Raw genomic sequence first — 20,789 nt, 5'->3', positions numbered from 1 at the left:
CCTGCCTTCTTCAGCTGGTGGTTTCGGCGTCCGCGTCGGCGGCTTCGACCTCTTCGCGGCTGATGCCGAGCAGGTAGAGGATCGTGTCGAGGTAGGGAACGCTGACGTGGGTGTCGGCGGCGGCCCGGACTACCGGCTTGGCGTTGAAGGCGATGCCCAGGCCGGCCGCGGCGAGCATGTCGAGGTCGTTGGCGCCATCGCCGATGGCGACGGTCTGGGACAGCGGCGTGCCGGAGGTCTCGGCGAAGCGGCGGAGGGCTGTCGCCTTGCCGGCCCGGTCGACGATGTCGCCGATCACCTTGCCGGTCAGCTTGCCGTCGACGATCTCCAGCTCGTTGGCGCTGGCGAAGTCGATACCGAGGTCGGCAGCGAGCTTGTCGGTGATCTGGCTGAAGCCGCCGCTGACGATCGCGAACTGGTAGCCGAGCCGCTTCAGCGTCCGGACCAGCGTGCGCGCGCCCGGCGCCAGCACGATCGCCTCGTACACCTCGTCGAGCGCCGACGCCGGCAGCCCCTCGAGCGTCGCGACCCGGCTGCGCAGCGACTCGGCGAAGTCGAGCTCGCCGCGCATCGCCAGCTCGGTGACCGCCGCGACCTCTTCGAGCCGGCCGGCGTGCGAGGCGAGCATCTCGATCACTTCGCCCTGGATCAGGGTCGAGTCGACGTCCATCACGATCAGCCGCTTGGCGCGCCGGTACAGACCACCAGGCTGTACTGCGACGTCCAGCCCCTGGGTCACGCCTTCGAGCGCGAGCACCGTCCGCAGCGAGTCCGGATCGGCACCCGAGACGGCGATCTCCATCGCGGTCACCGGGTAGCGCGCCATCCGGCTGATCCGGTCGATGTTGGCGCCGGTGTCGGCGATCCGGCCGGCGATCGCGGCGAAGCCCTGCGCGGTGAGCGGGCTGCCGATCACCGTCACCTGGGTCCGGCCCTTGCGACGGGGTTCGTTGTCGCCGAAGCCCTTCTTCAGGCTGATGTCGACCTCGAGGTTCTCGGCGAGAGCCTTGAGCTCCTTCTTGAGTTCCTTGTGGTCGCGCGGCGCCGACAGCAGCACACCGAGCACGAGCCGGCCCCGGAGTACCACCTGTTCGGCATCGATCACGTCGAGCCCGCGCAACGCGAGCATCGACAGTACTGCGGAAGTCAGACCAGGCCGGTCCGTACCGGTCAAAGTGACCAGCAGCGTGGGGCGGTCTGCTATCGACGTCTCGTGCTCAGCCTGTCCTGTCATCTCAAGGCCCCAGGCTACCGATGAATTGTCAACGGGAGGTTGGCGGTCCACATGCCGCAACGAGTGCGCGCCTGGCAGCCGAGGCCAGATCGGTCAGCGCGCGGCGCCGGGCGTCCGCTTCCGCGCCCGTGATGGCCGCCCCGTCGTCCTCCAGAGCGGCATCGGCGATGGCGAGACAGCGACGGGCGGTGGCGGCCGTCTTCACCGCGCGGGCTTCGTAGCCGGGGGCAAGGTCGTCGCCCTTGCCCGAACCGATCCGGCGGATGTCGATCAGCGCGTCGGCGACCTCTGGCTTCCACTTCGCGACATCGAGCTTGGCGAGCGACTCGGCGGCCTCGATCAGCGCGGCCCGCAACCCACGGTCGGCTTCACCGAAGTCGGCCGGCAACGGACTGGTCGCCGGCAAGACGGTCCACTGCACGGCAGGGCCGACGTACGAAGGTACGAGCCCTATCTCCGCTCCAGTCAGTACTACGGCTTCGCCCGTCTCCAACGCAGCCTCGTTGAAGGTAGGCGGCCCGGCCAGCCCGATCGGGTCACCCGGGATGGGCAGGGCGAGATGCGCCTGCGTCGCCCCGGCCGCGCGCAACAGGTTGAGGGCCACCGGCAACGTGGCCGGGGTGGGGTGCGCGGCGAGGCCGGACACGTGGTGCCCGACGTCCTCGCCGAGGATCTTGTGCGCGGCCGTGTCCGGATCGCAGGCGCCGGTCAGCATGGCGTTGGTCCAGACGGTGAAACGCACCGAGGCGGCAGTGGTCAGCACACCTGCCATTGTCCCATCCGGCCGGTGATCGCCCGACGCGGGCAGGGTCGTCGCGAGTCGCGCGGAGGCACCCCGTAGGTTTTGGTCCTATGACTGCAGTGGCGGAGCTGGCCGGGGTTTCGATCGTGCGCGGTGGCGCCGTTTTGCTGGACGGCGTCGACTGGTCCATCGAGGAGACCGACCGCTGGGTCGTGATCGGCCCGAACGGGGCCGGCAAGACGACGATGCTGCAGATCCTCGCGGCCCAGATGCACCCGACGACCGGTGTGGTCGGGCTGCTCGGTGAGGTACTCGGCGCGGTCGACGTGTTCGAGCTGCGGCCGCGGATCGGGCTGACCAGCGCCGCGCTCGCCGACCGGCTGCCGAAGTCCGAGCGGGTGTCCGACGTGGTGGTCTCCGCGTCGTACGCCGTCCTCGGCCGCTGGCGCGAGGAGTACGACGAGCTCGACCACCAGCGCGCCAAGGAGCTGCTGACCGAGCTCGGCATCGGCCACCTCAGCGATCGCACCTTCGGCACGCTGTCCGAGGGGGAGCGCAAGCGGGTCCAGATCGCCCGCGCGCTGATGACCGACCCCGAGCTGATGTTGCTGGACGAGCCGGCCGCGGGGCTGGACCTTACGGGTCGCGAACAGTTGGTCCGGTCGCTCAGCTCGATCGCGACCGCCGAGGGGGCACCGGCGATGGTCCTCGTCACGCATCACGTCGAGGAGATCCCGCCGGGCTTCACCCACGCCCTGCTGCTGAAGCAGGGCCGGGTGATCTCCGCCGGCCCGATCGACCAGGCCCTGACGGCCGAGACGCTGAGCGACACCTTCGACCTCGCGCTCAGCCTCGACCACCGCGACGGCCGGTACTTCGCCCGCGCACTCTGAATCCAGAAGCTGTTTCTCCGCGTCACACTGGAGATGGACCTGCCTGAGGTCCCGAACGCGGATAGAGTTGGCAGATGATGGATTGGCTGCGGGACAACGTCTGGGCGGCTTGGCTCGGGATCGCCGTCGTGCTCGGTCTGGCGGAGCTGGCTTCGCTCGACTTCACCTTGCTGATGCTCGCCGCGGGGGCGATCACCGCGGCCGGCGTAGGCGCCTTGTTCCCGCACCTGCTCTGGTTGCAGATCGTCGTCGGCCTGATCACCGCGGCCGCGATGCTGGGCGCCATCCGCCCGCTCCTGGTCCGCAAACTGCACCACACCGGCGAGCTGAAGACCGGCTCGGCCCATGTGATCGGCCGCAGCGGCGTCGTGGTCAAGGAGATCCACCCCGACGGCGGCGGCTCGATCAAACTCAACGGCGAACTCTGGACCGCCCGCCCCTACGACGACGTCTCCACCATCCAGCCCGGCACCCGGGTGGAGGTCATGTCCATCGACGGCGCCACCGCGGTGGTCTACCCGATCGGGCAACCGATCGACCACACCCTCCCCGAACTCCGCGGCCCGGAGAAGACCGAGCCGAAGGACTCCGAACCACCGCGCTGACCGGCAGCCACGCAGGGAGGGCCGTGGTTGCGGGCTGCTGTGGTGCGCCCTGGCAAAGCCGGTCGAGTCGCGTGGTGACGATGACAAGGTCGGCCGGTTCGCGGGGTAATGATGGGGAAGGTTGCGGGCCGGGTTGGCGGTTGGGGAGGGAAATCCCTTCGGGATAAGGGGTTTGGGGAGATGGGCCCGTCCCGGCGTCGGCTGGCGGGATTTCGTACCGCTGGCCTGATGCTTCACGCCAGCGGCCCCATAACCTGCCAGCGGCCGAGCGCACCGGGCACTGGCGGGGCAGACCGGGTTGGTGGGGTGGCGACCACTGCCGTGGTGTGGCGCGGTTGTGCGGCGCTGGGCTCGAAGTACTGTCGGTTTCATGGACAGTTCCGATCGTGAGGGAACCGTTGCACACGGTGGCCCGTCGATAGGAAAGACTGTCCGTCCTGAGGGTTCTTCGAGTGGGAGGGTCACGTGACCGCGTTCCTCATAGTGCTGGCATTGGTCGCCTTACTGGTGGTCGTCACACTGATCAAATCTGTCCGGGTCGTGCAGCAGCAGACCGTGGGCATCGTGGAACGGTTCGGGAAGTTCAAGGTCGGCTTGCAGCCCGGCCTGAACCTGCTGACCCCGTTCGTCGACAAGGTCCGCTACACGATCGACATGCGTGAGCAGGTGGTCGCGTTCCCGCCGCAGGGCGTCATCACCGAGGACAACCTGATGGTGTCGATCGACTCCGTCATCTACTTCCAGGTCAACGACCCGGTCCGGGCGACCTACGAGATCTCCAACTACATCCAGGCCATCGAGCAGCTGACGATGACCACGCTGCGAAACATCATCGGTGGCATGGACCTCGAGCAGACGCTGACCTCTCGTGAGGAGATCAACGAGAAGCTCCGGTACGTGCTGGACGAGGCGACCGGCAAGTGGGGCATCCGGGTCAACCGGGTCGAGCTCCGCTCGATCGACCCGCCGCCGTCGATCCAGGACTCGATGGAGAAGCAGATGCGCGCGGACCGCGACAAGCGCGCCGCGATCCTGACCGCCGAAGGTATGCGGCAGTCGGCCGTCCTGTCGGCCGAGGGCCAGAAGCAGTCCGCGATCCTGACCGCGCAGGGCGACCGGGAGTCCCGGATCCTGCGGGCCCAGGCCGAGCGGGAGGCGCGGATCCTGAAGGCGCAGGGTGAGGCGCAGGCCATCACCACGGTCTTCAACGCGATCCACGCCGGCAAGCCCGACCAGGGCCTGCTCGCCTACCAGTACCTGCAGATGCTGCCGTCGATCGCCCAGGGCGACTCGAACAAGCTGTGGATCATCCCGAGCGAGATCGGCAAGGCGATGGAAGGCCTCGGCAGCGCCGTCGGCCAGATCGCCGGCATCACCCAGAAGGCCGAGGGTCCGTTCCCGGAGCCCGACCTGGGCGACTCGCAGGCTGTGTCGGTGGACAGCGGTCTCGGTTCGGCGGCCACGCCGGACGCAGCCGTGGTCGAGGCCGACAACGCCGTCCAGGAAGCCATCGCGGCCGCGCAGAACGCAGCCGTCGGCAACCGTGCGGCCCAGCAGGCACCCCCGGCGGTCACCTCGGCACCCGAGCAGACCTCCCCGGTCCAGGACGGCCCTCCGGTCGAGCGCTAAGACCCTGGCACTAAGTAACGTCACACGGCCCGGCTCGCATCTACGAGCCGGGCCGTGTGACGTTCACTGCAGAAACCTGTTCAGTCGTCGGACTGATGATCGGAAACGGCTATCAGGTGCGTAGAGTCTTGCGACGATGACATGGTTCGAGGCGCTGTTCGTCCTGGTGGCGGGTATGGGCGCGGGCACGATCAACGCGGTGGTGGGGTCCGGCACGTTGCTGACCTTCCCCACGTTGCTTGCTGTCGGCATCCCGCCGGTCCTGGCGAACGTCAGCAACAACATCGGCCTCTCGCCCGGTACGGCGGCCGGCGCGATCGGCTACCGGCGTGAACTGGAAGGCCAGCGCGGCCGCCTCCTGCGCCTGATCCCCGCCTCGCTTCTCGGCGGCATCGTCGGAGCCGTCCTGCTCCTGAAGCTCCCCGGCTCGGCCTTCAAAGCCGTCGTCCCCGGCCTGATCCTGCTCGGCTGCGTCCTGGTCGCCCTGCAACCGTGGCTGTCCAAGCGGATCAGCCTCCCCGCGCACACCCATCGCGGCGCCTGGTGGGTGATCCCCGCCGTCTTCCTCACCGGCGTCTACGGCGGCTACTTCGGCGCGGCCCAGGGCGTCCTGCTGATGGCGATCCTCGGCATCGGCATGGACGCGAACCTGCAACGGATGAACGGCCTGAAGAACGTGCTCGCCACGGTCGTCAACGGCATCGCCGCGATCTTGTTCATCATCGTCGCGGACGTCGACTGGCTCGCGGCCGCGCTGATCGCGGTCGGCTCCACCATCGGCGGATTCGTCGGCGCCCGCTACGGCCGCAAGCTCCCGCCGACCGGCCTGCGCGTGCTGATCGTCGTGATCGGCATCGTCGCCATCGTCACGATGGTCTTCTAGCCTCGAGCCCCGCCAGCAACAGATCCAGCCCGTAGTCGAACTGCTCGTCGCCGCCTGTGGTCCGGGCGAGCTCGGGTGCGAGCTCGACGACGGTGGGGAACTCGTGTGCGGACAGCGACTCCATCGAGGTTCGCAACCGGCGCCAGGCATCCGGGTCGAGACGCTCGGAAGCCATCTGGATCTCCCAGGTCGTGGCGCCGAGCACGTAGGTGAAGAGGGTGGTGTGCGTCCGGGCGGCGGCTTCCGGCTCGAGCCCGGCGGCCCGCAGTACGCCGAGCAGGCCTTCGGCCACCCGGGCGGTCTCGTTGCCGCTGAGCGGTCGACTCGCTAGTAGTTGCGCAAGGCAAGGGTGTTGCAGCATCAGCGCGCGCAGTCCGCGGCAGACGAAGCGGACCTGGTCAGGCCAGGGGAGATCCTGCGGCACATCGGGCACCAGAGCCATCAGGTGGTCGCGGACCGCGTCGTACAGCTCGTCCTTGTTCCGGAAATACGTGTAGAGCGCCATCGGACCGACACCCAGCTCGCCGGCCAGGCCGCGCAGGCTGAAGCCGTCGGTGCCCTTGGCCTCCATCAGGTCGAGCGCGGTCTGCACGATCAGGTCCGGATTGAGCGTGTTCCGCGGCGTTCTTGGTTTGGTGTCCGACATCTCATCGACCTCCTTAACGTACAGTGTATAGTACGTTGTAAGGAACCAATGCGAAGGAGCGCGACACAGTGCGAGCCGTACAGATCAGCGAGTTCGGTGGGCCCGAGGTCCTCAAGGTGGTCGACATCGAGGAGCCGGTGCCGGGTGAGGGGCAGATCCTGATCACCGTCGACCGGGCGGGCGTCAACTACGCCGACACCCACCAGGTCGAGAACAGCTATCTGTCCAAGGCGAAGCTGCCGCTGACCCCGGGTGGCGAGGTCGTCGGTCATACCGAGGACGGCCGCCGGGTCGTCGCGCTGGTCGGTTCCGGTGGTTATGCGGAGAAGGCCGTCGGCTACGCGCAGGCCGCGTTCGACGTACCGGAAGGCGTCAGTGACGCCGACGCACTGGCCTTGATCGTGCAGGGCACGAGCGCTTGGCACCTGCTGAAGACCTCGACGCACATGCAGCCGGGGGAGTCCGTACTGATTCACGCCGGCGCCGGTGGCGTCGGTTCGCTCGCCATCCAACTGGCCAAGCTGTGGGGCGCCGGACGCGTCATCGCGACCGCCTCCACCGAGGAGAAGCGCAAGCAGATCCTCGAGCTCGGTGCGGACGCCGCGATCGACGGCGAGCCGGAGGGCCTGAAGGACCGGATCATCGAGGCGAACGACGGCAAGCCCGTCGACATCGTGCTGGAGATGGTCGGCGGTACCACGCTGAACGAGTCGTTCGACGCGCTGGCCACCTTCGGCCGCCTGGTCACCTTCGGTGCGGCCTCGCGGCAAATGGCCGAGCCGATCCAGCCGGCCCGCTTGATGAAGGGCTCGAAGACGATCGCCGGCTTCTGGCTGGCCGACTGCTTCAAGAGCCCCGCGCTGCTGCGTGAGCCGCTCGACGAACTGTTCGGGCTGGTTCAGGACGGCAAACTACGCTCGATCCTGGGTGGCGACTACGCCCTCTCCGAGATCGTCACCGCCCACGAAGACATGCGGGCCCGCCGGACCGTCGGCAAGCTCGTGCTCGACCCCACTCGCTGAAACACCGCGCTAGGAGACATAGAAGATGACCATCGCAGTAGAGAAGGTTCTGTACACCGCCCGCGCCACCGCCGAGGGCGGCCGCCAGGGTCACACCGCGAGCGACGACGGCAAGCTGGACGTCACCCTCGCCCCGCCGAAGGAGATGGGCGGCAGCGGTGACGGCACCAACCCCGAGCAGCTCTTCGCCGCCGGCTACGCGTCCTGCTTCCACAGCGCGATGAAGACGGTCGCCCGCAAGACCAAGCAGAACGTCGACGACTCGACCGTCACCGCGGCCGTCGGCATCGGCCCGATCAACGGCGGCGCGGGCTACGGCCTCGAGGTCGAGCTCGTCGTCACCCTCCCGCACCTGGAGCGCGCTGAGGCCGAAGCGCTGGTGGCCACGGCTCACCAGGTCTGCCCGTACTCCAACGCGACCCGCGGCAACATCAAGGTCGACCTCAGCGTCGCCTGAACCACCAACCCGTAGTACCGGTCAGGCTGCTCAGGCTCAGCTCATCCGCTCGAGGGCTTCCGCGAGCAGGGCCTGGGTGGCGCTGACCGGCGCCGCCGCGATCGTGAGTGCCTCCATGATCGCGGCGTACTCGTCCAGGTCCTCGAGTTTGTCGAGGTAGAGCGCGCTCGCCGCGTGCTCGATGTAGACGACGTCCGGCAGATCGCCTTCGGGGAAGCGCAGGATGCTGAACGCGCCGCCGGCGTCGGGATAGCCGACGCTGCTGAACGGCATGATCTGCAGCGTCACGTTCGGCTTCTGCGAGGCCTCGATCAGGTGCTGGATCTGCTCGCGCATCGTGTCGCGCCCGCCGACCGGCCGGTGCAGCGCGGCCTCGTCGAGCACGACCCACAAGCGGACGGGATCGGGTCGGGTGAGGATCTGCTGCCGGGTCACCCGCAATGCCACCCGCTGGTTGATCTCCTCGGACGGCAGGTAGGCCTTGCCGAGCTGGACGACCGCTCGGGCGTAGTCCTCGGTCTGCAGCAGCCCGGGCACGAAGAGCAGCTCGTACGTCCGGATCAGCTTGGCCGCGACCTCGAGCCCGACGTAGTTGCCGAACCAGCTAGGCATCACGTCGCCGTACCGGGACCACCAGCCGGGGTTGTTCGCCGCGCGCGCCAACTCCATCAACCGCTCGCGTTCCTGCGCGTCCTTCATCTCGTACAGGTCGAGCAGGTCGTTCACGTCGCGTTCCTTGAACCCGACCCGGCCGAGTTCCATCCGGCTGACCTTGGACTCCGAGGCACGGATCTGCCAGCCCGCGTCGGCGCGGCTGATTCCCGCGGCCTCGCGCATCCGGCGCAGATGCCCGCCGAGCATGATGCGGAGCGCGGTCGGCCCACCATCACCACCCGCCACCGTCACCCCAGCATGCTAGCCGGAGTTCAGGCGGGAGTCGCGAGTTCGAGCACCGTGGCGCTCGGAAGCTTGGCCAGCTCGGCGCCGTCGACGAGCAGCTTCGATCCACGGATCCCACTGCCGATCACGACCAGCCCGGCCTGAGCCACTGCCTCGTCGACGAGCACGGGCCAAGCAGCCGGTACGCCGATCGGCGTGATGCCGCCGTACTCCATCCCGGTCGAGCCGACCGCGTCGTCCTGCGCCGCGAACGAGATCTTCCGGACGCCGAGATGCTTGCGCACGACCCCGTTCACGTCGGCCCGGTGAGTGGCCAGCACCATCAACGCGGCGTAGGTCGACTCGCCGGCCCGCTTGCCGTGCACGATCACGCAGTTCGCCGACGCGGCCATCGGTACGTCGTACTCCGCGCAGAACGCGGCCGTGTCGGCCAGCGTCGGATCGATCGCGACCGCCCACGCCGGCAGGTCCCCAAGGGCAGCCCGCACCGGCTCGGCCAGCAACTCCGGTACTTCGGAAGCCGCCCGCCACTCCAGCTTGCCGAGAACGGGCGCGCTCACTCGGCGTCCACCAGGTCGGCGTACTCGGTGTGCTTCTTCAGGAAGTCCTGGTAGTACGGGCAGGCCGGCCGGACCCGCAGCCCCGCGGCGCGGGCATCGTCGAGGGACTTGGTCGCGATCTTGCTCGCCACCCCATGGCCCTGGTACTCGGGCAGCGTCTCCGCGTGCCGGAAGGCGATCACCGAGCCGAACCGCTTGTAGTCGACGAAGCCCATCAGGTTGCCGTCGGCATCGCGCGCCTCGTACCGGCTGGCATCCGCGGCGTCCGTGATCGCGATCTCGTTCTCCATGCCAGCCACTGTATCCAGCCTCCGGAAGGCTCAGTTGTGGCGGTGGGTTTTGCGGGAGTTACTCGCGGGGTACGGGCTCTAGCGGAGATTTTCTGACGCCGGCCGGGAGGAGTGCGAATGAGCAGCGAGCATGCCTTGGACGAGGGCAAGGCGATACCGAGTCTGGTACCCGCCCGGATGGACCGATTGCCGTGGACCCGGTTCCACTGGATGATCGTCGTCGGTCTCGGCGTCTCCTGGATTCTGGACGGCCTGGAGATCCAGCTGGTCTCCCTGGTCGGCAACACCCTGAAAGAAGGCGCGACCCTCGGGCTGAGCACCAAAGAGGTCGGTCTGCTGGCGTCCATCTACCTCGCTGGTGAAGTGGTAGGCGCGCTGTTCTTCGGCCGGATGACCGACAAGTTCGGTCGCAAGAGCCTGTTCATCATCACGTTGGTCGTCTATCTGGTGGCGTCCGGCGCGGCGGGTCTGACCTGGGACTTCTGGTCGCTCGCGCTCTGCCGGTTCGTGGCCGGGATGGGCATCGGCGGTGAGTACGCCGCAATCAACTCGGCGATCGACGAGCTGATCCCGTCGAAGTACCGGGGCCGGGTCGACATCGGCGTCAACGGGACGTACTGGGCCGGTGCGCTGATCGGTTCGGCGGTCGGCCTGGTCTTCCTGGACAAGGACATCATCCCGGTCGAGTGGGGCTGGCGGCTGTGCTTCCTGGTCGGTCCGGTGATGGGCCTGATGATCATCTACCTGCGCCGGCACATCCCGGAGAGCCCGCGCTGGCTGATGACGCACGGCCGGGTCGAGGAGGCCGAGCGGACCGTCGACTCGATCGAGGAGACCGTCCGGCGGCAGGGTGGCGAACTGCGCGAGGTGACCGACGACGAAGCGATCAACGTGGTCGACTATCCGCCGGTGACGTACCGCGAGATCGCCCGGATCATGCTGCGCGACTACCGGAGCAGATCGTTCCTCGGCTTCTCGATGATGGTCACCCAGGCGTTCCTCTACAACGCGATCTTCTTCACCTACGCGCTGGTGCTGAAGTCGTACTTCGGGTTGTCCGACTCCGGCGTCGCCCTGTACTTCTTCCCGTTCGCGATCGGGAACCTGGCCGGCCCGTTGCTGCTCGGCCACTGGTTCGACACCATCGGCCGCCGCAAGATGATCCTGGCGACGTACTCGACCTCGGCCGTGGTGCTGTTCATCACGGCGCTGCTGTTCAACTCGGGCGCGCTGAACGCGGCCGGGCTGACCGCGTTGTGGTGCGTTGTGTTCTTCTTCGCCTCGGCGGGCGCGTCGTCGGCGTACCTGACGGTGAGCGAGATCTTCCCGATCGAGCTGCGTGGACAGGCGATCTCGTTCTTCTTCGCGATCTCGCAGCTGACCGGTGGCGTGATCGCGCCGTTCCTGTTCGCTTCGCTGATCGGGGAGGGCGACAATCCGCCGCGCGGGCCGTTGACGGTCGGGTACATCATCGGCGCGGCGGTCATGCTGATCGGTGGTCTGATCGCTTGGTTCTTCGGGGTGGACGCTGAAGGGCAGTCGCTGGAGAACGTGGCCAAGCCGCTGTCGGCTCGGGAGGCTGCGGGTGCGACGCGGTTCCAGGGGCCGGCGCCACGGTTGCCAAGTACGGATGCGCAGGGGCGGCGGATCACTCCGGTGGTACCAGAGTCCCAGCAGCCGGGCTCGGAGGATCCGCCCGCGGATCGATAGTCGTCCAGTGCCGGCCACTAGGATCAACCCCCGTGGGTTCCCTCCTAGTAGCCGGTACTACGTCCGACGCGGGCAAGACGACCGTGGTGACCGGGCTCTGCCGGTGGCTGGCGCGCCAAGGGGTCCGCGTAGCGCCGTACAAGGCTCAGAACATGTCCAACAACTCCATGGTCTGTGCCGACGGCGCCGAGATCGGCCGCGCCCAGTGGATCCAGGCAGTGGCCGCCGGCGCCGAGCCCGAAGCCGCCATGAACCCAGTGCTCCTCAAGCCGGGCAGCGACCGCCGCAGCCACGTAGTACTGATGGGGGAGCCGTGGGGCGAGCTGACCGCTCGCGGGTTCCTCACCGAGCGAGCAGAGTTGGCGAAGGCAGCTTTTGCCGCGTACGACGACCTCGCTTCGCGCTACGACGTGGTGATCAGCGAGGGCGCCGGCAGCCCCACCGAGATCAACCTCCGCCAGTCGGACTACGTGAACATGGGCCTGGCGCAACATACGCGAGCACCGGTGGTGGTTGTCGGCGACATCGACCGCGGCGGCGTGTTCGCGTCGATGTTCGGCACCGTCGCGTTGCTCGACGCGGCCGACCAGCGGCTGATCAGCGGCTTCGTGGTCAACAAGTTCCGCGGCGATGTGAGTCTGCTCCAGCCCGGGATCGAGATGTTGAGCTCGGTGACCGGCCGGCCGACGTACGGCGTACTGCCCTGGCTCCCCGGTCTCTGGCTCGACTCCGAGGACGCGCTCGACGTACCGGCTCGGCGGCTCTCCCAGGACTCGTCGGTGCTCACCATCGCCGTGGTGCGCTTCCCGCGGATCAGCAACTTCACCGACCTCGACGCGCTAGCCGTCGAACCGACCACGAGCGTCTTCTTCACCGCGAGCCCCGCAGAGGTCCGTGACGCCGACCTCGTCGTACTACCCGGCTCACGCGCAACCACCTCGGACCTCGCCTGGCTCCGCGAGACCGGCCTGGCTGACGCCGTCGCGTCGCGGGTAGCGGAAGGCCGCCCGGTGCTTGGGATCTGCGGTGGCTACCAACTCCTCGGCGGCGAGATCTCGGACCCATCAAGCGTCGAAGGTGGTGGCACTCATACGGGCTTGGAGCTGTTGCCGGTAGCAACCACGTTCACGGAGGAGAAGGTGCTCGCCCGCCCTGCGCCCACGGCTTACGAGATCCACCACGGTGTCGTCACGGTGACCGGCTCGGCGACAGACTTCCCCGGTGGCTGCCGGTCAGGCGTCGTCTGGGGAACCATCTGGCACGGACTGCTCGACGACGACACCGCCCGCCACGCCTTCCTGACCGAGATCGCCGCGCTGACCGGCAAACCGGCCCCCGACGGCTCCATCTCGTTCGCGGCCCAGCGCGAAGCCCGCCTCGACCTCCTCGCCGACGCCATCGACGAACACCTCGACACCGCGGCCCTGCTGTCCCTGATCGAATCCGGCACCCCGGCCGGTCTACCGTTCGTACCGCCGGGCGCTCCAAAACTGTCGGCGCCCTGATCTACCGTCCTTCTCGTGGACCTCAAAGACGAGCTGCATCAGAAACTCCGGACCACCCGCGCCGTCCTGCTGGCCAAGCTGGAGGGCATCGGTGAGTACGACCGGCGCCGCCCACTCGTACCGTCCGGGACGAACCTGCTGGGCCTGGTGAAACACCTGGCCGGCCTGGAGTACACATACTTGGGCGAGTCCCTCGGCCGCACCCCACCGGAGAAGCTGGCCTGGGTCGAGGACGGCACGATCTGGGACGGCGCCGACATGTGGGCGCTCCCGTCGGAGTCCAGCGACGACCTGATCGCCCTGTACCAACGCGCCTGCGCCTTCGCCGACGAGACGATCAGCTCGCTCGACCTCGACGCACCCGCCTCCGTCGCCCACTGGCCGGAGGGCGGCCGGGCGACCACCCTCGGCCTCCTCCTCATCCGGATGGTCGACGAAACCGCCCACCACGCGGGCCACGCCGACATCATCCGCGAACTGATCGACGGCACCGGCGGCCCCGACGCCGACGTACTGGACGAGGCCGGCTGGTCTGCCTACTTCACCAAACTCCAACAGGCGGCCGAGACCTTCAAATAGCACCGCTTGCGCCTCCACAGGGGAAGGCGCGAAGCGGGGACCTACCAGGGGACGGTTTCGCCCTGGTAGTCGAGGAACTGCAGGCCGGGGTTGCCGGACTGCGCATTGATGGTGGCCGCGACGCCCGGAATGCTCTCCTCGATGGTGAGGAGAGCGCCGGGGCCACCGAGGTCGGTCTTGACCCAGCCGGGGTTGATGAGGAGCAGGGTGTGGGCGGCATCGGCGTACCGGGCGGCGTAGCAGCGCATCAGCTGGTTGAGGGCTGACTTGCTGGCCCGGTAGGCATCCTGGCCGCCGTTGGTGTTCATGGCGAGGCTGCCCTGGCGCGAGGACATCACGCCGATGGTTCCCGTTGCGGTGACGAGCGGGCGCAGGGACTCGATCACGCGCGGCGGGCTGAGCGCGTTGGTGATCAGGACCTCGGCGAACATCTCCGTCGGCACCTCGGCGATCGGCAGGTTGCCTCGGGTGACGCCGGCGTTGACGAAGAGCAGGTCGAGTTCGCGGTCCGCCAGCCGGTCGCGCAGCGCGGAGATCTGATTGGGCTCGGTGATGTCGAGCGATTCGACCACGAGCCGGCCGTCGGACGAGTCGGCCAGTTCGTGCAGTTTGGTTCGTTCGGTGCCGCGGACGGTACCGATCACGTTCCAGCCGAGGCGAAGGTATTCGGTCGCCAGTGCGAGCCCGAGTGTGCGGGATGCTCCGACGATAAGTGCGGTTCGAGACACAGGTTCTCCGGGGATCAGGCGTTGACGGCGGGCTTGAGCACTAGCTCGCACCACTGCCGGAAGGTGGTCGGCGTCGAGTTCTCCGGGGTCCGGGCGACGCCGTCGTCGAGACCGTTCTCCTTCGCGCGCATCATGTCGACCATGCCGCCGACGAAGGCGTCGCTGAGGCCGAAGCCGGTCATCCGGGCGGCCATCGCTTCGAGGGTTTCACGCTCGTACCGGATCGGCCGGCCGAGTACGTCGGACATGATCCGGGCCATGTCGTTCGCGGAGATGTTCTCGGGGCCGAGCACGGGCACGCTGTCCACGCCGGTCCACGAACGGTCGAGCAGGAGGCGGGCCGCGACGGCCGCGATGTCGCCGGTGGAGGCCGACGGTGCCAGCCGGTCCGGAGCGGCCGTGTCGGTGAAGACGCCGTGGTCGCGGATCGAGCTGACCTGGCGCAACAGGTTGTCCATGAAGGACGGGTTGGCGAGTGCGCGGTACGCGACGCCGGTACCTCCGATCAGGTCGTCCATGGTGAGCGACGCGGTGACGAGGCCGGCCGTCCCGGCGACCGGCGTACCGCGCCCGAGCGCCGAGACGCCGACGACGTGGCTGACGCCGGAGCTGGTGAACGCGTCCGCCGCGGCCCGGGTGAATCCGGAGAACGCCGCCTCCAGACTGACCGCCTGACTGTCCGGCGGGACGATCCAGAAGACCGCGTCGGCGTCGGCGAAGGCCTTGCCGACGACCTCGGGATCGCCGTGCGATCCGGTCACGATGTCGACGCGTCCGTGGACCGCGTCGGGGAGTCTGGCGGGGTCGCGCACGATGACGCGCAGCTCCTCGTCATGGTTGAGCAGGGTGGTCAGTAGCCGGCTGCCGATGTCGCCGGTGGGCGTTGTGATGACGATCATGGGGACAACTCTGCGTGACCGTGAGCGGCGGGTCCAATACCTCTCTGTGACTATTGATACGCTTGAGGTATGGATCTCGACCTCCGCAAACTCCGGTACTTCGCGGCTGTCGCCGAGCACCAGCATTTCGGCCGAGCGGCCGAGGAGCTGTACATCGCCCAGCCCGTGTTGAGCCGGCAGATCCGTTCGCTCGAGCGTGAGCTCGGCTGCGACCTGTTCGTCCGGACGACCCGGAGCGTGCAGCTGACGCCGGCGGGGGAGCAGTTGCGGCAAGAAGCACGCGGGGTGTTCGCGACCGTCGACTCCGCGGTGCGGCGCGTGCACGAGATCGATCGCGGGGTGCAGCGGATGGTGGTCGGCTTCGCGTCCGGGCTCCATCTGTCCGAGGTGGTGCTCGCGTTCACAGCGAAGTACCCGGAGGTCGAGGTCGACCTGCTCCGGCTGAACTGGTGGGACCAGGACGCGCCGCTGCGCGACGGCCGGGCGGACGTCGGCTTCCTGCGCGGGCCTTTCGACCGTACCGGGATGGAGATCGTCCCGATCGGGCGCGAGCGGAGGGTCGCCTGCCTCCCGGTCTCGCACCGGCTGGCAGACCGCGAGTCGGTCGTGACGGCGGACCTCGACGGCGAGTCGATCATGAACACCCAGGCGCGCCGGATGGCCTCGCTGGAGGAGAAGTTCGAGCTGATCGCCTCCGGCCACGGCATCGCGCTGGTTCCGGAGACGGTGGCCAGGCTGTATCCGCGTCCCGATCTCGTCTACCTGCCCATCCTGGACAACGAGCCGGACGAGACTTGCCTGGTCGTGCCGACGAGCCGCCGGACCGACCGAGTGCTCGACTTCCTCGACCTGGCGACCGCGACGCTCCAGGCCTGAGGCCGCCTGCGAAGATGGACAGGTGAGTTCCGCGGCGGGGCAGTTGGAGGTCTTCCAGGAGCATCGCGGGCGGATGTTTGGGATCGCCTACCGGATGCTCGGATCGGCGACCGAGGCCGACGAGATCCTGCAAGACGCCTGGCTGCGGTGGCAGTCCGTGGACCACGAGACGATCAAGGAGCCGGCCGCCTTCCTCGCCAAGACGGTCACCAATCTCTGCCTCAACCAGCTCACCTCGGCGCGGGCGCGACGCGAGACGTACGTCGGCGAGTGGCTGCCCGAGCCCGTCCTCACGGGCGCCCGGCTCGACGACCTCGGGCCACTCGATGAGATCGCTCAACGCGAGTCGGTCTCCTTCGCGCTGCTCACCGTGTTGGAGAAGCTGACCCCCGCGGAGCGGGCGGCGTACGTGCTCCGGGAAGCCTTCGCCTACTCGCATCGCGAGGTCGCCGACTTGATCGGTACGACGGAAGCCAACGCCCGCCAATTGCATTCACGAGCGCGCAAGCGGGTGGCCGCCGACCAGGAGCCGCACGAGGTCGACGCGGGCAAGTGGCGGGTGTTCGTCGAGCGCTTCCTGGCCGCCGCCCAGCTCGGCGACATCGCCGGGCTCGAATCGCTGCTCGCCGCGGACGTGGTGTCGCGGGCCGACAGCGGTGGCAAGGCCAGGGCGGCTCGCCAGGCGGTCATCGGTCGCTCGAATGTCGCGCGGTACCTGGCCGGCGTACTGGAGAAGTTCGGCGCCGGGTTCACCATGCATTTCGCCCAGGCGAACGGGGAGCCGGTCATGCTCGTCGCCGATGACGAGGCCGTCCGGGCGGTGGTCTTCGTGACGATCGAGAACGGCGAGCTGGTGAACCTCGACTTCGTGATGAACCCGGACAAGCTCGGCCACGTGGAGGCCCAGTTGTCACGAATCGGCGGGGTGCCCGGTCTGGGCTGATGACCGAAAGGACATCACCCATGCGAACCATCCTCGTCACCGGCGGCACCGGCACCCTCGGCCGGCCGACGACCGCCCGCCTCCGGGCAGCCGGCCACGACGTCCGCGTCCTCAGCCGCCGCCCCGGCCCCGGCCGCACTGTCGGCGACCTCACCAAAGGCACCGGCCTTCGCGAAGCCCTCGACGGAGTCGACACCGTGCTCCACCTCGCCACCAGCCAGAGTCGCGCCGACGTCGCGCAGACCCAGAACCTGCTCGAAGCGCTGCGTCCGTCCGGCATCGAGCATCTGATCGTCATCTCGATCGTCGGCGTCGACCGGATCCCGCTGGCGTACTACCGCGCCAAGCTGGAGTTGGAGCGGCTCGTCGAGCAGTCGTCGATCCCGTACTCGCTGCTGCGAGCCACCCAGTTCCACGATCTCGTCGACCGGGTCTTCACCGCTCAGCGCTTCCTTCCGTTCCTGCTGGCGCCGTCGATGCGGCTCCAGCCGATCGCGATCGAGGACGTCGCCACCCGGCTGACCGAACTGGCCGGCGCTCAACCGACCGGCCGGGTCGCGGACATCGGGGGCCCGGAGCAACATTCCGTCGGCGACCTGGCTCGCCTGTGGAGGCACGCTGCAGGATCCCGTCGCCCGATAGTGCCGCTTCGCCTTCCAGGCAAAGCGTTCCGGGCCTTCGCGCGGGGAGATGCGATGACTGGCGACCAGACGTACGGGCGGAAGACCTTCGCCGACTACCTGGCCGACAGCCGGGCCACCGAGGTGGACCGATGAGCCGGGTGCTGCGCGCCGGTCTGATCGTGCTCGCGTTGATCCAGCTGGTGGTCGGTGGCTGGACGTTGTTCTTCCCGGCGAGCTTCTACAACGACGTGCCGACGGGTCGACTGGACGCCGCCGTACAGCGAGCACCTCTTCCGCGACTTCGGGAGTACCACGCTCGGGATCGGCATCGTGGTGGCCGCCGCCGCGATCTGGCTCGAGCGCCGCCTGGTGCTGGTCGCGCTGCTCGCGTACCTCGCCTACTCGGTCACCCACCTGGCCTTCCACGCCGACCACCTGAACGGAGATTCGCCGGGCTGGTCGGCCGTACTGCTCGCCTTCACCATCCTGTCCGTCCTGCTCCCGCTCGCGTTGCTCCCGGCCGCGCTCAGGAGGCCACGCGGCGCAGGATGACTTGACGACTGTGACAGTACTACTGTCACAATGGCTCGCATGGGTCCACTGCGTGGGGTGAAGGTCGTCGAGCTGGCCGGGATCGGGCCCGCGCCGTTCGCCTGCATGATGCTGGCCGAGCTCGGGGCCGAGGTGCTGCGGATCGAGCGTCCGGGCGGCGGGCTCGCTATGGGGCCGCCCGAGTTGGACTTGCTCAACCGCGGTCGGCGGAACGTCGCACTCAATCTGAAGAACCCGGCGGCGATCGACACGGTGCTGCAGTTGGCCGGGCGTGCCGACGTACTGGTCGAAGGCTTCCGGCCTGGCGTGGCGGAGCGTCTCGGGCTCGACCCGGACGCCTGCCACGAGGTCAATCCCAAGCTGGTCTACGGCCGGATGACCGGCTGGGGGCAGGACGGTCCGCTGGCTCAGTCGGCCGGGCACGACATCGACTACCTCGCGCTGTCCGGCGCGCTGTCTCTGATCGGCCGGGCAGGTGGTCCACCGCAGGTCCCGGTGAACCTGCTCGGCGACTTCGCCGGCGGCTCGCTGTACCTCGTCGTCGGCATCCTTGCCGCGCTGATCGAGGCGCGGGGGAGTGGTCGCGGTCAGGTCGTCGACGCCGCGATCGTCGACGGCGCGGCGCACCTCACCACGATCGTGCACGGCGCCCTGGCTGCGGGCAATTGGCGGCTGCAGCGCGGGACGAACCTGCTCGACACGGGCGCGCCGTTCTACGACGTGTACGAGACGTCGGACGGCGAGTTCATGGCGGTCGGCGCGATCGAGCCGCAGTTCTACGACGAGCTGATCCGGCTGCTCGCGATCGAGGCCCCCGACCGCTACGACCAGGCGAACTGGCCGGAGCTGCACAAACTCCTCACCGAGACCTTCGCCCAGCGCACCCAGGCCGAGTGGACCGAGCTCTTCGACGGTACCGACGCCTGCGTATCCCCGGTACTACGGCCGGCCGCCGACCACCCGCACCTAGTTGCCCGAGGCACCTTCGTAGACAACGACGGCGTCCGGCAACCCGCCCCCGCGCCACGCTTCTCCCGCACGCCGACCCACCTCGGCCAGCCCCCCGCCCGGCCCGGCCAGCACACCCGTGAGGCTCTGGCCGACTGGGGAGTCACCGACGTCGAAACCCTGCTCGCATCCGGCGCCGCAGTACAAGCCGACCACTAGGAGACCGCCCGTGGAACGTCACCTCTTCGATGCCGATCACGACGCCTTCCGCGAGACCGCGCGGGCATTTTGCGAGAAGGAGATCGCCCCGCACCACGACAGTTGGGAAGAGGCCGGCATCGTCCCGCGGGAGCTCTGGACGGCGGCCGGCGACGCGGGCCTGCTCGGCTTCATGATGCCCGAGGAGTACGGCGGTGGCGGCGTCCGCGACTTCCGCTTCAACACCGTCGTGATCGAGGAGGTGACCAAGGCGCGCGCGAGCGGTCCCGGGTTCACCATCCACGCCGACCTGGTCTCCTCGTACCTGCTGGACTACGCGACCGAGGAACAGAAAGCCCGCTGGCTTCCCAAGTTCTGCTCGGGCGAGATGATCACCGCGATCGCGATGACCGAGCCCGGTGCCGGCAGCGACCTGCAAGGCATCACCACGACCGCCAAGCGGGACGGCGACGACTACCTTCTGAACGGCCAGAAGACCTTCATCTCCAACGGCATCCTCGCCGACCTCGTCCTGGTGGTCGCCAAGACCGACCCGGACGCCGGCTACCAGGGCATCTCGCTGCTCGTCGTCGAGCGCGGCATGCCCGGCTTCGAGCGCGGCCGCAACCTGGAGAAGATCGGCCTGAAGGCCCAGGACACCGCCGAACTCTTCTTCGACAACGTCCGCGTGCCCGCCGCCAACCTGCTCGGCGAGGAAGGCAAGGGCTTCGTCTACCTGATGCAGAAGCTCCCCCAGGAGCGGCTGACCATCGCCGTGGTCGCGGCCGCCGCCTGCGAGAGCATCCTCGAAACCACCCTGGCCTACGTGAAGGACCGCAAAGCCTTCGGCCGCCCGATCGGCTCCTTCCAGAACTCCCGCTTCGTCCTGGCCGAACTGGCCACCGAGACCCAGATCGCCCGGGTCTTCGTCGACCGCTGCATCGAAGAACTCAACGCCGGCACCCTCACCGTCTCCGACGCCGCGATGGCCAAGTGGTGGACCACCGAACTGCAGAAGAAAGTCGTCGACAAGTGCCTCCAGCTCCACGGCGGCTACGGCTTCATGACCGAGTACCCGATCGCCAAGGCCTACCTCGACACCCGCATCCAAACCATCTACGGCGGCACCACCGAAATCATGAAGGAAATCATCGGCCGCACGATGGGCATCTGAGCGGTTGCTGCCGTACTTCGAGTTAGGTAGATTGAATCTACATAGATTCAATCTACCTTTAAGGCGCTCTCTTGTCAGATTTCATCGGCCGGCGCACCGAACTCGGATTGCTCGGGAAGCGCCTCCAGAGGGTTACCGACACCGGTAGGGGCGTTGCGGTCGCGGTGCGTGGCAGACGCCAGGTCGGCAAGTC

At 68.2% G+C, this 20,789-nt stretch carries 23 protein-coding genes; 15 read left to right on the top strand and 8 right to left on the bottom strand.

Going from position 1 to position 20,789, the window contains the following annotated elements; all coding sequences use genetic code 11:
• Window positions 1–10: 10 nt before the first annotated feature.
• Both serB and AB0M15_RS21830 read right to left on the bottom strand, forming a co-directional pair.
• A complete protein-coding gene (gene serB / locus AB0M15_RS21835) occupies window positions 11–1,234 on the bottom strand; it encodes a phosphoserine phosphatase SerB (RefSeq protein WP_363821796.1) in 1,224 nt (407 codons plus the stop codon).
• Between the two features lie 28 nt (window positions 1,235–1,262).
• Window positions 1,263–2,006 (bottom strand): hypothetical protein, encoded by a 744-nt coding sequence (locus tag AB0M15_RS21830; RefSeq protein ID WP_363821793.1) that lies wholly within the window; start codon window positions 2,004–2,006, stop codon window positions 1,263–1,265.
• Window positions 2,007–2,086: 80 nt separating this feature from the next.
• Between AB0M15_RS21830 and AB0M15_RS21825 the strand changes: the two genes are divergently transcribed.
• From AB0M15_RS21825 to AB0M15_RS21810, 4 genes are all read left to right on the top strand, one after another.
• A complete protein-coding gene (locus AB0M15_RS21825) occupies window positions 2,087–2,869 on the top strand; it encodes an ABC transporter ATP-binding protein (RefSeq protein WP_363821790.1) in 783 nt (260 codons plus the stop codon).
• 74 nt (window positions 2,870–2,943) lie between these two features.
• Window positions 2,944–3,474: an NfeD family protein gene (locus tag AB0M15_RS21820; RefSeq protein ID WP_363821787.1), complete on the top strand. Its 531-nt coding sequence runs from the start codon at window positions 2,944–2,946 to the stop codon at window positions 3,472–3,474.
• A gap of 465 nt (window positions 3,475–3,939) precedes the next feature.
• Complete coding sequence (locus AB0M15_RS21815) at window positions 3,940–5,103, top strand: SPFH domain-containing protein (RefSeq protein ID WP_363821784.1); 1,164 nt, start codon at window positions 3,940–3,942, stop codon at window positions 5,101–5,103.
• A gap of 136 nt (window positions 5,104–5,239) precedes the next feature.
• A complete protein-coding gene (locus AB0M15_RS21810; RefSeq protein WP_363821781.1) occupies window positions 5,240–5,986 on the top strand; it encodes a sulfite exporter TauE/SafE family protein in 747 nt (248 codons plus the stop codon).
• Here the strand turns inward: AB0M15_RS21810 and AB0M15_RS21805 are convergent.
• On the bottom strand, window positions 5,970–6,632 hold the full coding sequence (locus tag AB0M15_RS21805; RefSeq protein ID WP_363821778.1) for a TetR/AcrR family transcriptional regulator: 663 nt from the start codon (window positions 6,630–6,632) through the stop codon (window positions 5,970–5,972). The genes AB0M15_RS21810 and AB0M15_RS21805 overlap by 17 nt on opposite strands.
• Before the next feature lie 68 nt (window positions 6,633–6,700).
• On the opposite strand from AB0M15_RS21805, the gene AB0M15_RS21800 reads away from it, so the two are divergent.
• Window positions 6,701–7,654 (top strand): zinc-binding dehydrogenase, encoded by a 954-nt coding sequence (locus tag AB0M15_RS21800; protein ID WP_363821775.1) that lies wholly within the window; start codon window positions 6,701–6,703, stop codon window positions 7,652–7,654.
• 25 nt (window positions 7,655–7,679) lie between these two features.
• The gene (locus AB0M15_RS21795) at window positions 7,680–8,111 is read left to right on the top strand and encodes an organic hydroperoxide resistance protein (RefSeq protein ID WP_363821772.1); all 432 of its coding nucleotides are present in this window, start codon (window positions 7,680–7,682) and stop codon (window positions 8,109–8,111) included.
• Between the two features lie 36 nt (window positions 8,112–8,147).
• Here the strand turns inward: AB0M15_RS21795 and AB0M15_RS21790 are convergent, their stop codons facing one another.
• From AB0M15_RS21790 to AB0M15_RS21780, 3 genes are all read right to left on the bottom strand, one after another.
• A complete protein-coding gene (locus tag AB0M15_RS21790) occupies window positions 8,148–8,972 on the bottom strand; it encodes a helix-turn-helix transcriptional regulator (protein ID WP_363822297.1) in 825 nt (274 codons plus the stop codon).
• A gap of 65 nt (window positions 8,973–9,037) precedes the next feature.
• A complete protein-coding gene (locus AB0M15_RS21785) occupies window positions 9,038–9,571 on the bottom strand; it encodes a YbaK/EbsC family protein (protein WP_363821769.1) in 534 nt (177 codons plus the stop codon).
• Window positions 9,568–9,861, bottom strand: a complete 294-nt coding sequence (locus AB0M15_RS21780; RefSeq protein WP_363821764.1) for a GNAT family N-acetyltransferase — start codon at window positions 9,859–9,861, stop codon at window positions 9,568–9,570. Before AB0M15_RS21780 ends, AB0M15_RS21785 begins: the two co-directional genes overlap by 4 nt.
• A 117-nt stretch (window positions 9,862–9,978) precedes the next feature.
• Between AB0M15_RS21780 and AB0M15_RS21775 the strand changes: the two genes are divergently transcribed.
• The 3 genes from AB0M15_RS21775 to AB0M15_RS21765 are packed head-to-tail and all read left to right on the top strand — an operon-like array spanning window position 9,979 to window position 13,655.
• Window positions 9,979–11,571, top strand: a complete 1,593-nt coding sequence (locus tag AB0M15_RS21775) for an MFS transporter (protein ID WP_363821761.1) — start codon at window positions 9,979–9,981, stop codon at window positions 11,569–11,571.
• A 32-nt stretch (window positions 11,572–11,603) separates the two neighbouring features.
• Window positions 11,604–13,076, top strand: a complete 1,473-nt coding sequence (locus AB0M15_RS21770) for a cobyric acid synthase (protein ID WP_363821758.1) — start codon at window positions 11,604–11,606, stop codon at window positions 13,074–13,076.
• A gap of 15 nt (window positions 13,077–13,091) precedes the next feature.
• Window positions 13,092–13,655: a DinB family protein gene (locus AB0M15_RS21765; protein WP_363821755.1), complete on the top strand. Its 564-nt coding sequence runs from the start codon at window positions 13,092–13,094 to the stop codon at window positions 13,653–13,655.
• A gap of 41 nt (window positions 13,656–13,696) precedes the next feature.
• Here AB0M15_RS21765 and AB0M15_RS21760 read toward each other — a convergent pair whose 3' ends face one another.
• Entirely contained in the window at window positions 13,697–14,383 is a 687-nt protein-coding gene (locus AB0M15_RS21760; RefSeq protein ID WP_363821752.1) for an SDR family NAD(P)-dependent oxidoreductase, read from the bottom strand.
• A 14-nt stretch (window positions 14,384–14,397) separates the two neighbouring features.
• Window positions 14,398–15,282: an NAD(P)H-binding protein gene (locus tag AB0M15_RS21755; RefSeq protein ID WP_363821749.1), complete on the bottom strand. Its 885-nt coding sequence runs from the start codon at window positions 15,280–15,282 to the stop codon at window positions 14,398–14,400.
• Between the two features lie 69 nt (window positions 15,283–15,351).
• Here AB0M15_RS21755 and AB0M15_RS21750 point away from each other — a divergent pair, with 69 nt between their 5' ends.
• From AB0M15_RS21750 to AB0M15_RS21725, 6 genes are read left to right on the top strand one after another with little or no spacing between them, the layout of a single operon-like run.
• Window positions 15,352–16,158 carry a LysR family transcriptional regulator gene (locus tag AB0M15_RS21750; RefSeq protein ID WP_363821746.1) on the top strand — a complete coding sequence of 269 codons (807 nt, stop codon included), beginning with the start codon at window positions 15,352–15,354 and terminating at the stop codon, window positions 16,156–16,158.
• Between the two features lie 22 nt (window positions 16,159–16,180).
• Window positions 16,181–17,101 (top strand): RNA polymerase sigma-70 factor, encoded by a 921-nt coding sequence (locus AB0M15_RS21745; RefSeq protein ID WP_363821743.1) that lies wholly within the window; start codon window positions 16,181–16,183, stop codon window positions 17,099–17,101.
• A gap of 20 nt (window positions 17,102–17,121) precedes the next feature.
• Window positions 17,122–17,877 carry an SDR family oxidoreductase gene (locus AB0M15_RS21740; RefSeq protein WP_363821740.1) on the top strand — a complete coding sequence of 252 codons (756 nt, stop codon included), beginning with the start codon at window positions 17,122–17,124 and terminating at the stop codon, window positions 17,875–17,877.
• A gap of 54 nt (window positions 17,878–17,931) precedes the next feature.
• Window positions 17,932–18,276, top strand: coding sequence for a hypothetical protein (locus tag AB0M15_RS21735; protein ID WP_363821737.1), 345 nt, complete (start codon window positions 17,932–17,934; stop codon window positions 18,274–18,276).
• Between the two features lie 39 nt (window positions 18,277–18,315).
• Complete coding sequence (locus tag AB0M15_RS21730; RefSeq protein WP_363821734.1) at window positions 18,316–19,443, top strand: CaiB/BaiF CoA-transferase family protein; 1,128 nt, start codon at window positions 18,316–18,318, stop codon at window positions 19,441–19,443.
• A 10-nt stretch (window positions 19,444–19,453) separates the two neighbouring features.
• Complete coding sequence (locus AB0M15_RS21725) at window positions 19,454–20,596, top strand: acyl-CoA dehydrogenase family protein (protein WP_363821731.1); 1,143 nt, start codon at window positions 19,454–19,456, stop codon at window positions 20,594–20,596.
• The last annotated feature ends 193 nt before the right edge of the window (window positions 20,597–20,789 follow it).

The sequence above is a fragment of the Kribbella sp. NPDC051718 genome (assembly GCF_040681515.1).
Taxonomy (GTDB): domain Bacteria; phylum Actinomycetota; class Actinomycetes; order Propionibacteriales; family Kribbellaceae; genus Kribbella.
This window is presented reverse-complemented; position numbering and strand designations above follow the sequence as displayed.